This is a genomic window from Aeromonas sp. EU05-FHT14A05 (assembly GCF_058791175.1).
Genome location: NZ_JBYTDH010000008.1, coordinates 16,558 through 29,191, shown reverse-complemented (window position 1 = coordinate 29,191; position 12,634 = coordinate 16,558). Strand labels below are relative to the sequence as shown.

Genomic DNA, 12,634 nt, shown 5'->3' with positions numbered 1-12,634 from the left:
GACGGCTCAACAGAGCCTCTGCACTGTTTGCACAAACAAGGGGTAAGCATGTCTTCCATTCGTCTGACCCAGTACAGCCACGGCGCGGGCTGTGGCTGCAAAATCTCCCCCAAGGTGCTCGACACCATTTTGAAGAGCCAGATCCCGGGCTTTGACGATCCGACCCTGATCGTCGGCAACAGCAGCAAGGATGACGCCGCCGTGGTGGACATAGGCAACGGTCAGGGCATCGTCTCCACCACCGACTTCTTCATGCCCATCGTCGACGATCCCTTCACCTTCGGTCGCATCGCCGCCACCAACGCCATCAGCGACATCTATGCCATGGGCGGCAAGCCCATCGTCGCCATCGCCATCCTCGGCTGGCCCATCAACACGCTGGCGCCTGAAGTGGCCCAGCAGGTGATCGACGGCGGTCGTCAGGTGTGTCACGAGGCGGGCATTTCCCTGGCCGGTGGTCACAGCATCGATGCCCCCGAGCCCATCTTCGGCCTCGCGGTGACCGGCATAGTGCCGCTGGGTGCCATCAAGCAGAACGACACCGCCCAGGTGGGTGACGTGCTCTATCTCACCAAGCCCCTGGGCATCGGTATCCTCACCACGGCCCAGAAGAAGGGCAAGCTCAAACCCGAGCATGAGCAGCTGGCTCCCGAGGCCATGTGCACCCTCAACAAGATTGGCCAGCAGTTTGCGGCCCTGCCCGGCGTGCACGCCATGACGGACGTCACCGGCTTCGGGCTGGCCGGCCACCTGCTGGAGATGTGTGAAGGCTCAGGGGTGTGCGCCCGCCTCGACTTCAAGGCGCTGCCTCTGCTGGACGAAGTGGATCACTACCTGAATGAGGGCTGCGTGCCGGGCGGCACCCTGCGCAACCACGACTCCTATGGTCACAAGCTCGATGCCATGGACGATCGCACCCGCAACATACTGTGCGATCCCCAGACCAGCGGCGGCCTGCTGGTGGCCGTCGGTCAGGAAACCGAGGCCGAATTCCTCGCCATTGCCGAGCAGGCCGGGCTGAGCCTCTCCCCCATTGGCCGCTTGCAGGCTCTCGATGGCGCGCGCTTTATCGAGGTCATCCAATGAGTGCCCTGCGGTTTGTTGCCCGGACGGTTCTGATCTGTCAGGGGGCTGCGCGATGAGTGAACTGCCGCTCGAAACAAACCTGGCGCGCATCTTCCTGGAAGACGTGCCCCTCATCGATCTGCGCGCCCCCGTCGAATTCCAGGAAGGGGCCTTCCCCAACGCAGTCAGTCTGCCGCTGATGACGGATGACGAACGCGCCCAGGTGGGCACCTGTTACAAGCAGCAGGGTCAGGCGGCGGCCATCGAACTCGGCCACAAGCTGGTGGGGGGCGCCGTACGCGCCGCCCGTATCGAAGGCTGGCTGGCGCAGTTGCGCCAGCAGCCCGATGCCCTGCTCTACTGTTTCCGCGGCGGCCTGCGCTCCCAGACGGTGCAGCTGTGGCTGCATGAGGCCGGGGTCACCCGCCCGCGGGTGGCCGGCGGCTACAAGGAGCTGCGCCGCTTTCTCATCGATACCCAGGAGAGCGCCAGCGCCCAGTGCCACTGGCACGTGCTGACCGGCATGACCGGCTCAGGCAAGACCCACATGCTGGCCGACATTGCCCAGTCGGTGGATCTGGAAGGACACGCCCACCACAGGGGATCCTCCTTTGGTCAGTTGCCGGGGGGGCAGCCCAGCAACATCAATTTCGAGAACCGGCTGGCCATCGAGCTGCTCAAGCGCCGGCACAGGGGCGAACATGCCTTCGTGGTGGAAGACGAGAGCCGCCTCATCGGTCGCTGCGCCCTGCCTCTTAACCTCTATGAGGCCATGTGCCAGGCCCCCCTGGTGGTGGTAGAGGTGCCCCAGGAGGAGCGAGCCGAGCAGATCCGGGTGGATTACGTGCAGGATCTCTGGCAACGCTATCTGGAGATGCACGGCGGCGAGGCGGGCTGGCAGCTGTTTGCCGGCTACCTGACCGATGCCCTTGCCCGGCTCAAACGTCGCCTCGGGGACAAGGATCACCGGGAGCTGGATGGCTTGATGCAGGCCGCCCTCAAGGAGCAGGCCAGCACGGGAGATACGGCGCTGCACCTCGCCTGGATCCGCCTGCTGCTGACCCGATACTATGACCCCATGTACCTCTATCAGCTGAACAACAAGCGCGAGCGGATCCAGTTTCGCGGTGACAAGCAGGCCTGCCTCGCCTACTTCGCCGAGCAGCACGCCCGTCAGACCCATCAGGAGAGTCCCACATGTTGAAGTTCGAGGTGATCCCGGTCACCCCTTTCGCCCAGAACTGTTCCCTCATCTGGTGTGACGAGACCCATCAGGCGGCGCTGATTGACCCCGGTGGCGAGGCACAGAAGCTGCTGGCGGCCATTGCCAGGCGGGGGCTGACCCTGACCCATATACTGCTGACCCACGGGCATCTGGATCACGTGGGGGCGGCAGCCGAGTTGCGGGAGAAAACCGGGGTGGCCATCACGGGGCCCCACAGGGAGGATGCCTTCTGGCTCGACATGCTGCCCCAGCAGAGCCAGATGTTCGGCTTTGCCCATGCTCCGGCCTTTACACCGGATGGCTGGCTTGAGCAAGGTGACAAGGTGCAGGTGGGCTACTGCGAGCTGGAGGTCTATTTTTGCCCGGGCCACACCCCGGGACACATAGTGCTGCTCAGCCAGGCCGAGCGACTCGCCTGGGTGGGAGACGTGCTCTTTGCCGGCAGCATAGGCCGTACCGACTTTCCCCGTGGCGATCACGCAACCCTGATCAAGTCGATCACCGAGACCCTGCTGCCCCTTGGGGATGACATCGTCTTCGTGCCCGGTCACGGCCCCAGCTCCACCCTGGGCCGCGAGCGGGTCAGCAATCCCTACCTGACGCAACCTATCTGGTAATCCCCCCGCTCCTCGCGGGTGTCCCACTGGCTCTTGAGGCGCAAGATCTCCGGCATGATCTCGAGAAAACAGGCGAGCAGCCGGGGATCGAAGTGCTGGCCGGCGCCATCGCGCATGGTGGCCAGCACCCTGTCCAGTGGCCAGGGCTCCTTGTAAGGGCGACGCACGCTCAGGGCGTCAAACACATCGGCAATGGCTACGATCCGCGATGCCTCGGGGATCTCCTCGCCGCTCTCGCCGGCGGGGTACCCCGAGCCGTCCCATTTCTCGTGGTGATGCAGGGCAATGTCCGCCGCCATGCGAAAGATGGGCGCGTCGGAGCGCTTCAGGATCTCGTAACCGATGCGCGGGTGACTGCGCATGATGACCCACTCCTCCTCGGTGAGGGGACCGGGCTTCTTGAGGATATGATCGGGGATACCAATCTTGCCCATGTCGTGCATAGGGGCCGCCAGCTCCAGCAGATCCGACTGCTCCGGGCTCCAGCCAAGCGCGTCGGCCAGGGCTCGGGCATAGGCGGCCATGCGCCAGATATGTACCCCGGTGTCGGTGTCGTTGTAGTGGCCCGCCTCGCTCAACATCACGATGGCGGTGCGATAGCTGCGCTCGAGCTGATCGAGACGCACCAGGGAGAGGTGGTTGCGCACCCGGGCGCGCACCGTGCTCGGGCAGACCGGCTTGTAGATGTAATCCACCCCGCCTGCCTCGAACCCCTGGCTCTCGCTGTCTGCGTTGTCGCTCGCCGTGATGAACAGCACCGGGATCCCGGCGTGGGCCGGATCGGCCTTGAGCCGACGGCACACCTCGTAGCCATCCATATCGGGCATTCGCACGTCAAGCAGGATCAGGGCGGGCTCGTGGCGCCCCACGGCAGCCAGCCCCTCCTCACCCCCCTTGGCAAAGAAGAGGTTGTACTCCTCCTTGAGGATTTGCCGCAGCAGCCCGAGGTTGCTCGGCTCGTCGTCGATGATCAGCACTCGCGGTCGATTCATGGGGCAGGCTCCTCCCGATCCTCCAGATAATCCTCCAGCTTGCGGGTGGCGAACGGGATATCGAACAGCTCCAGGGCCGCACTTATCTCGCTCACCAGCTCGCCAGGCAGGTAACTCTTGGCCTGGCTCAGCGCCGGCTCAATCAGATCCAGATCCTCGCTCACCAGGGCCTGATGCAGGGCGTGCAAACACACCTCCCGCACTTCCCCCTGGGCCAGCGGGGAGCTGACGGCGCCCGGCTCGCGCCCGGCATAGGTGTCGATGGAGTGTTGTGCCCGCTCCAGCGCCTCGAGGAAGGGAGCCATGAGCTGACTGGTGTCGCCCCCCTGCTCGATGGCCTCGTTCAACTCGGCACTGATGCGCGCCACATCGGTGAGCGACAGGCTGCCCGCCACCCCCTTTATCTTGTGTGTCAGGCTCGCGGCCGCATCGGTCTCGTGCTGGGCGATGTAGTCCGGCAACACGGTGCCGACCGTCATGTAGTCATCGCGAAAACGGCGCAGGTACTTGAGATAGACCGAGGCTTCACCCCAGTTGCGAAGTCCGGTATCGATATCAATGCCGGCCACCGGCTCCTGGGCGAGTGGTTCGTCGCTCACGGCGAGCGGCAAGACGCTGTCCGGGAGATAGCGCAGCAGGGTCGCGATGAGCTGCTCCACATCGAGCGGCTTGGCGATGAAATCGTTCATGCCACTGGCCAGCGCCGCCTCGCGCTGATCCTTGAACACCCCGGCGGTGAGAGCCAGCACGGGAGTCTCCTCCCGCCCCGGCAGCTGGCGCAGGCGACGGGTCGCCTCGTAGCCATCCATCACCGGCATCTGCACGTCCATGAGCACCAGATCGATGCGCCGCGCCGGATCGGCGAGACAAGCCAGGGCCCGCTCCCCGTCGATGGCGGTGATCACCTCGGCCCCCTCCCGTTGCAGCAGGCGGGTCGCCACCTCCAGGTTGATGTCGCTGTCATCGACCAGCAGTACCTGTACATCCGGCAGGCGCAGACGGCGCTGACCACTCTCCAGCGGCTCCACGTGCTCGCGCTTCTCGTGGATGAGGCGTGCCACCGCGTTGTAGAGGCTTGAGCCGGTCACCGGCTTGTGCAACACCAGATCCACCTGCTCCGAGCCGGGGCGACGCATCAGCTCGTCCTGGGAATAGGCGGTCGCCATGATAATGATGGGTGAGCGCTCCTGTAGCTCGAAGGCACGGCGAATCGCCACGCAGGTCTCGAGCCCGTCCATGCCCGGCATGATCCAGTCGAGCAGGATCACGTCGAAACGCTCACCCTGACGCAGCAGATGGTGCAGGGCCTGCTCGCCGGATTCCACCACCCGTGACTGCCAACCGAGGGAGCCCACCGTCATCGCCAGGGTGTCGCGGGTCACCTGATTGTCGTCAGCAATCAGCAGTGACACGTGCTGCAGCCGCTCATTGAAGGCCTCGGGGCGCTCTACCTGCTCAAGCCGGACGCGGAACCAGAACTCGCTCCCCTTGCCCAGTTCGCTGGTGACGCCAATGTCGCCCCCCATCAGGCTCACCAGACGACGGCTGATGGTCAGGCCAAGCCCAGTCCCCCCGAAACGGCGGCTGGTGGAGGAGTCGGCCTGGGAGAAGGCATTGAAGATGTGAGCCTGCTGCTCGGGGGGAATGCCGATCCCGGTGTCGCGCACCCGAAACAGCAAGGTGGCCATGCCGTTTTGCTCGGCCTCCAGCTCGACCTTGACCTCCACCTCCCCGCGCTCGGTGAACTTGATGGCATTGCCGGTCAGGTTGAGCAACACCTGCTCGAGGCGCAGGGCATCCCCAATCAGATGGGCCGCCTGCTCGGGCGCGCTGCTTACCACCAGCTCGAGGTGCTTGTCGCCGACACAGGTAGACATGATGGCCGCCACGTGATCGAGCACCTCTTCCAGGCTGAATGGCGCCCGCTCGAGCTCGAGCCGGCCCGACTCAATCTTGGAAAAATCGAGGATGTCATTGATGATCCCGAGCAGCGCCTGCCCGGCCTGGTGGATCTTGCGCACCAGAGCATGCTGGCCATCGTCGAGCCTTCCCTGCTCGAGCAGGTAGGTCAGTCCCATGATGGCGTTCATGGGGGTACGGATCTCGTGGCTCATGTTGGCGATGAAATCCCCTTTGACCTGCGCCAGCCTGGCCGCCTCCTGCTGCGCCAGCTGCTCCCGATGCCGGCTGCGCACCAGCGAGGCTACTCCGGCACCGAACAGCAACAGCAAGATGGCGCAGGTGGCCGAGATGATCCCCCAGATGTGAGTACGAATGGCCAGCAGCTCGCTGCGCGGCACCAGGGAGGCGGCTTTCCAGATCAGCTGATCGTGATTCTGCGCCGGGTACAGCGTGGTCCAGCTCCACAGTCCGTCGGCAGACTCCATCTGGCCGCTGGAAGCGCCCCAGAGTGCCTGCCAGGCCTGGGGGGAAGCGTGCCTCAGGGTGAGATCCGGGCGTTCGAGCATGAAGCCCCACTCCTGGGATGGATCCGGGCTACGCAGCCAATAACCGTCCTGGTTGAACAACATGGTGTGATCCGCCGCCTTGCCGCTGCTGTTGGCGAACACCTTGAGCATACGGCTGGCCTGCACGTTGATAAGCAGCAAGCCCAGATCGCGATCCCCCAGGCGCAGGCGCTTGGCAATACGGATCATGGGGTTGAAGGGGCGATCGATCACCCCCTGCTCGACGTTGAGATCGAGCGGGGAGACGTAGACTCGCTCCCAGGGCAACGCCATGGCGTCGCGAAAATAGTAACGCTCCCCCTTGTTTTGCAGCTGGTCGTCAGCCACACGCTGCAGATGCTGGCCCTGACGATTGAACCGCACCAGCTCCATGCCATCCGGCGCCAGCCAACGCACCTGGGCATAGTCGGGATTGCGGTTCATCAGAACGGTAAACTGGGCGGCAATGTTGTCACGCTCGTCGCGACCCGCCGCCTCGAGCAGGATAGGCTCTTCAGACATGCTACGCACATGGCGCAGCGGCACCGCCAGCTCGTCGTCGAGACGACCGCTGGCGAGCGTCAGGAAGGTGCTCTCATCGCTGCGAACACGGTAGAGCTCGCGCTCGATCAGTGCATTGCCCAGCAGATAGCCCCCCGCCAGGACCAACAGCAGGATAGGTGAAAACAGCAGGAAATATGCCCGTACGATTCCCTTCATAACGGTCAACATCACCCCAAAAAAGTGGACTTGCCCGAGTACCTTGTGGACATCAGAGCACCACAACGGGTGTCCTGCTGTCAATCATGCCTTCAAGTAAAGACCAATAGTGCTGTTTGAGTATTTTATTTTTGTGGGTAAAAATGCTGTAAAAACAAAGAGGCCACCCGATTGGGTGGCCTCTTTACAGGAAAGTTCGTTGTCGATTAGACGCGAACGAAATCCAGGTGAACCAGCTTGTAGCGAACCGGGTGACGCTGGATAGCCTTCACGTTCACTTTGACTTCTTCACCGTTGATGACCAGGGTCAGCTCGGAGGAGTAGAACTCCGGCTTCTCTTGGGCCAGGATCAGCTTTTTGTGGTCCAGGGTAACGGACACAGCTTCTTTGCCTGCACCGTAAACGATGGCAGGAACTTGGTCAGCATGACGCAGGCGGCGGCTCGCACCTTTCCCCAGGTCAGAACGGACTTCAGCTTGGAATACGAAAGACATAGTGGTTATCTCTTTTAAGATGAATATATGGTGTTGACTGCGACCGGTCAGCACCTCGCAAAACGAGCGCGAATACTAGCATGGGCCTGGGGTGGATACAAGGGACGCACGACTCGCCATTCGCGCCTCCTCACAGCGGCATCGGATCTTATCCGAACGCGCCTCAGCGCCCCTGCTCCAGACGAGCAAACTGCTGCTGGCGCTGGGCCGGGCTCATGGCGTCAAACTGGGCCAGGGTCTCGGCCTTGGGGCAGTAGAGGCGCTGGCCTGTCTGTACCCTTATTCCCTTGCCCATACCGGGGCGATTCTCCTCCACCAGCGCCAGCAGATAGCTGTAGGTATCAGACCCGCTACCCACCTGTGCCTGAAGCTGGCTGGCGATGCGCCAGAGAGTCTCCCCCGCCGCCACCTGGTGACAGACTCGCGATGCCCCTCCCGCCGCGGTCGCGGACAGGGTCAACGTGGTTCCCTCGGCGCCCTGGCCGAGGGTGGCGAGCTGCACGGCACCGCTCTGAGCGGAAGCCCCCAGGGGGATGGGCACAGCCCGCCCCATCAGGTTGGCCAGCAGCGGCTCGCTCTGGGGCATCCGCCCCCTCCCCGCATTCGAACCCGGCAAGGAGAACTCGGCGATAAAGGCCGCCCCTCCCTGATCCTCAGGGGCGAGAGAGCCACTGGCGACGGGCTGCACGGCCGAATGGGGGGCCATGCCATAGGCCATCTCATCGATGCGCTTGAGCCTGGCCAGATAGGCCTTGGAGAGCTGGGCCTCCCCTTCGAACAGATCGAAGGGGGGCACCAGACGGGCGGGAAACAGGATCTGCCAGTGGCCGTTCTTCTTCTTTTGTTCGAGCGGCGGGAACTGGTTGCCCCGCCAGGCCACGAAGATGGGAGGCACGGCCCTGTGCACCGGGTAGTAGTCCGGGTTGAGCTGCACCCAGGTTTGCTCCGCAATGGGCTGATAGCCGCTGATGTTGACCAGCGCAACCCCCAACCAGATCCCCAGCATATGACGGCCTCCCTTCCCTTCAAACCCGGTCTGTTTTCACTCTATCCAATAAAACAGATAGATAGCAGCTTAGCACTGGGCTATGGCGCTCTGCACCCGTTTATCCGAGATGGGGTAAGGTGTCCCCAGCTGCTGGGCGAAGAAGGAGACTCGCAGCTCCTCTATCATCCAGCGGATATTGGCCACCTCGGGGGGGATCGGCTGGGATTTGGGGATCTTGGCAAGCAGCGCCTTGTAGTCGCTCTCGACGCTCTGCACCTTGAGCATATGGACCCTGTCCCGGTTGGGATCGATGGCCAGCTTCTCCAGGCGCCGCTCGATGGCGCGCAGGTAGCGCAGCAAGTCAGGCAGCCGCTGCCAGCCAGTCTCGGTCACGAACCCCTTGTGGATGAGGTTGCCGAGCTGCTGCTGGATGTCGGACATGGCAAAGGCGGTGTCGAGCTGCATCTTGCCCTTGAGCCGCTTCTTGATCTCATGGGAGAGGGTCAGCACGGCTTCCACCTGCTTGGCCACCTCTACCACCGCATCATTTAGCTCGGCGCGGACATACTCCTTGAGCGCCTCGAAACCGGCCTCGTCCCAGGCCAGGCCACCGTGCTGCTCGATGAGCTTGTCACAGCCGCAGGCGATGCAGTCGTCGATGAGATCGCTCACCTTGCCGAAGGGGTTGAAGTAGAGCCCGAGCTTGGCCTTGTTCGGCAGCTTCTCCTGCAGATACTTGATGGGGGACGGCACGTTGAGCAGCACCAGCCGGCGCTGGCCCGCCCACATCAGCTGCTGCTGGGCCACCGGGCTCTCCACCAGCTGGATGGCGACCGAGTCCTTCTGATCCACCAGGGTCGGATAGGCCTTCACCTCGAAGCCGCTGCGCTTCTGGCTGTACTCCTTCGGCAACTCGCCAAAGCTCCACAGGGTCAGACCCGACTGTTCGATATCATCGTCCGCCACCTGGGAGAGGGTCTCCTGCACCTTGCCGCGCAGCGACTCTTTCAGCGCCTCCAGATCCTTGCCTTCCGCAATGGGCTTGTGCTTGTCGTCCACCACCCGGAAGGTGAGTTTCAGGTGATCGGGCACCGATGCCCAATCCCAGGCTTCCCGGGGCACTGTGACACCTGTCATGCGGCGAAGTTGACGCTCCATCTCGTCCAGCAGCGGCCCCTGCTCGGGATTGAGGGTGGCGAGCAGCGCATCGGCGTAGTTCGGCGCCGGCACGAAGTTCTTGCGCATCGGCTTTGGCATCGACTTGATGAGGGCAACCAGCAGCTCATGACGCAGCCCCGGGATCAGCCACTCGAACCCCTTCACCTCTACCTGATTCAAGAGCGGCAGCGGAATATGCAGCGTCACACCGTCCGCCGCCTCCCCCGGCTCGAACTGGTAGGTCAGCTTGAGCTTGAGTCGTCCCTGCTGCCAGAAGTTGGGGTAGTCGAGATCGCTGATGTGGGCGGCATCCCCCTTCATCAGCATCTCTTTCTCGAAGTTGAGCCGCTCGGGATCCTGCTTTTGCGCCTCCTTCCACCACTTGTCGAAGTGGCGAGCGGAGATCACCTCCTCCGGCAGGCGGGCATCGTAGAAGCGGAACAGATCCTCGTCATCCACCAGGATGTCGCGGCGCCGGGACTTGTGCTCCAGCGCCTCCACCTCGGCCAGGAGCTTGCGGTTCTCACCAAAGAAGCGATGGCGGGTCTCGAAATCCCCCTCCACCAGGGCGCGGCGAATGAAGAGTTCGCGGCACTGGGCCGGATCGATACGGCTGAAGTTGATGGTGCGCTCGGCAACCAGGGTCAGGCCGTAGAGGGTCACCTTCTCCTTGGCCATGACGGCGCCGTTTTTCTTCGACCAGTGGGGATCGCTGTGGTGCAGCTTGATGAGGTGCGCCGCCAGCGGCTCCACCCACTCGGGTTCAATCCTGGCGTTGATGCGGGCGTAGAGGCGGGAGGTCTCCACCAATTCTGCGGCCATCACCCACTTGGGCGGCTTCTTGAACAGACCCGAGGCCGGGAAGAGGTGGAAGCGGCCGTTGCGGGCGCCGAGGAATTCGGGCTTCTCCAGATCCTTGTTGCCGATATGGCTCAAGAGGCCGGTCAGCAGGGCGCAGTGCACCGTCTTGAAATCCGCCGGTTCATGGTTGGCTTTAAAACCAAGCTCTTTCACCGTCTGGCGCAGCTGGAAGTGAATGTCCTGCCACTCGCGCACCCGCAGGTAGGAGAGAAACTCCTTCTGGCACATGCGGCGGAACGGGTTGCTGCCGAGGGCATCCTGCTGCTCTTTCAGGTAGTTCCAGAGATTGACGAAGGCGAGGAAGTCGGAATCCTTGTCCTCGAAGCGTCTGTGCTGCTCGTCGGCGGCCTGCTTCTTCTCCATGGGCCGCTCGCGGGGATCCTGAATGCTGAGGCCCGCGGTGATCACCATCACCTCGCTCAGACAGCCGGTTTGCGCCGCCGTGATCACCATCTTGGCGAGCCGCGGATCGAGCGGAATGCGCGACAGCTGGCGACCGGTCTCGGTCAGCTGCAACCTGGGTTCCTGCTCCCGGGTACCGGGCAGCTCCTTGACCGCCTCCAGCTCTTTCAAGAGGGTCAGGCCATCCTTGATATGACGCGACTCCGGCGGCTCGACGAAGGGGAAGGCCTCCATGTTGCCAAGGCCGAGCGCCAGCATCTGCAGGATGACGGAGGCCAGGTTGGTGCGCAGGATCTCGGGGTCGGTAAAGGCCGGACGGTTGTTGAAATCCTCCTCGGAGTAGAGGCGGATGCAGATACCGTCCGCTACCCGGCCGCAACGACCCTTACGCTGGTTGGCGCTGGCCTGGGAGACCGGCTCGATAGGCAGGCGCTGCACCTTGGTGCGCCAGGAGTAGCGGCTGATGCGGGCAGTACCCGGATCGATGACGTAGCGAATGCCCGGCACCGTCAGCGAGGTCTCCGCCACGTTGGTGGCCAGCACGATACGCCGTCCGGCGTGTTGCTGGAACACCTTGTTCTGCTCGGCGTTGGAGAGGCGGGCGTAGAGCGGCAACACCTCGGTGTCCCGCAGATTGAGCTTGCGCAGGGCATCGGCGGTATCGCGAATTTCCCGCTCGCCGTTCATGAAGATGAGGATGTCCCCCAGCCCCTCCCGGGCCAGCTCCTCCACTGCATCGAAGATCCCCTGCAGCTCGTCACGCTCCTCCAACCCCTCGCTCTTGTCGCCGCTTTTTTTATCAGCAAACAGCGGGCGATAGCGCACCTCCACCGGGTAAGTGCGCCCTGAAACTTCTATGATGGGCGCCAGGTTGAAATGGCGGGAGAAGCGCTGGGGATCGATAGTGGCCGAGGTGATGATCACCTTGAGATCTGGGCGCTTTGGCAGCAATTGCTTCAAGTAGCCCAGGATGAAGTCGATGTTGAGGCTGCGCTCATGGGCCTCGTCGATGATGATGGTGTCGTACTGGGTGAGCATGCGGTCGTGCTGGATCTCCGCCAGCAGGATACCGTCTGTCATCAGCTTGATGTGGGTCTGCTCGCTCACCTGATCGGTAAAGCGCACCTTGTAGCCCACGTAGTGGCCGAGCTCGGACTCCATCTCTTCCGCGATACGGGCGGCGACCGTGCGGGCCGCGAGGCGCCGCGGCTGGGTGTGGCCGATGTAGCCCTTGACCCCGCGCCCGAGCGAGAGGCAAATCTTGGGGATCTGGGTGGTCTTGCCCGAGCCGGTTTCGCCCGCGATGATCACCACCTGATGTTCGCTGATGGCCTTGGCGATCTCCGCCTGCTTCTGGCTGACCGGCAGGTTGTCCGGATAGGTGACCCTGGGCACGCCCGCCAGACGGGACTGGTAGCGCGCCTCGGCAACATCCAGATCCGCGGCTATGGTCTCGAGCACGGCGGCTTGTTTGCCTTCCGGCAGCTTCTTGACCCCGTGCAGACGGCTGGAGAGGCGGCGGGCGTCGAGGTTCATGCAGGCAGAGAGACGGCGGCGCAGCGCCTCGATAGAGAGAGACAAGGTAGGAATTCCTTAAATAGGTGCCCAGAGGGGCCATATCGATTAGCTGGGAGCGATCCTAAAGAGCGAGCGGGGGCGGTGCAA

8 protein-coding genes are annotated in these 12,634 nt (G+C 63.2%); 3 read left to right on the top strand and 5 right to left on the bottom strand.

Translation table 11 applies throughout. The features are described from left to right. Positions 1–48: 48 nt before the first annotated feature. The 3 genes from selD to AC3WR3_RS12780 are packed head-to-tail and all read left to right on the top strand — an operon-like array spanning position 49 to position 2,907. The gene (selD, locus tag AC3WR3_RS12790) at positions 49–1,086 is read left to right on the top strand and encodes a selenide, water dikinase SelD (protein WP_247626125.1); all 1,038 of its coding nucleotides are present in this window, start codon (positions 49–51) and stop codon (positions 1,084–1,086) included. 52 nt (positions 1,087–1,138) lie between these two features. Further along, positions 1,139–2,269, top strand: coding sequence for a tRNA 2-selenouridine(34) synthase MnmH (gene mnmH, locus AC3WR3_RS12785; protein ID WP_492292021.1), 1,131 nt, complete (start codon positions 1,139–1,141; stop codon positions 2,267–2,269). Further along, positions 2,263–2,907 (top strand): MBL fold metallo-hydrolase, encoded by a 645-nt coding sequence (locus tag AC3WR3_RS12780; protein WP_492292020.1) that lies wholly within the window; start codon positions 2,263–2,265, stop codon positions 2,905–2,907. Before mnmH ends, AC3WR3_RS12780 begins: the two co-directional genes overlap by 7 nt. Here the strand turns inward: AC3WR3_RS12780 and AC3WR3_RS12775 are convergent. From AC3WR3_RS12775 to hrpA, 5 genes are all read right to left on the bottom strand, one after another. Beyond that, a complete protein-coding gene (locus AC3WR3_RS12775) occupies positions 2,883–3,899 on the bottom strand; it encodes a response regulator (RefSeq protein WP_202045702.1) in 1,017 nt (338 codons plus the stop codon). The genes AC3WR3_RS12780 and AC3WR3_RS12775 overlap by 25 nt on opposite strands. Further along, on the bottom strand, positions 3,896–7,066 hold the full coding sequence (locus AC3WR3_RS12770) for a hybrid sensor histidine kinase/response regulator (protein WP_492292019.1): 3,171 nt from the start codon (positions 7,064–7,066) through the stop codon (positions 3,896–3,898). The genes AC3WR3_RS12775 and AC3WR3_RS12770 overlap by 4 nt, the downstream gene beginning before the upstream one ends. 206 nt (positions 7,067–7,272) lie before the next feature. Next, on the bottom strand, positions 7,273–7,560 hold the full coding sequence (gene rplY / locus AC3WR3_RS12765; RefSeq protein ID WP_041205748.1) for a 50S ribosomal protein L25: 288 nt from the start codon (positions 7,558–7,560) through the stop codon (positions 7,273–7,275). A 163-nt stretch (positions 7,561–7,723) separates the two neighbouring features. Then, the gene (locus AC3WR3_RS12760) at positions 7,724–8,566 is read right to left on the bottom strand and encodes a hypothetical protein (protein ID WP_492292018.1); all 843 of its coding nucleotides are present in this window, start codon (positions 8,564–8,566) and stop codon (positions 7,724–7,726) included. A 69-nt stretch (positions 8,567–8,635) separates the two neighbouring features. Continuing rightward, positions 8,636–12,550, bottom strand: a complete 3,915-nt coding sequence (gene hrpA / locus AC3WR3_RS12755; RefSeq protein ID WP_492292017.1) for an ATP-dependent RNA helicase HrpA — start codon at positions 12,548–12,550, stop codon at positions 8,636–8,638. Between the last annotated feature and the right edge of the window lie 84 nt (positions 12,551–12,634).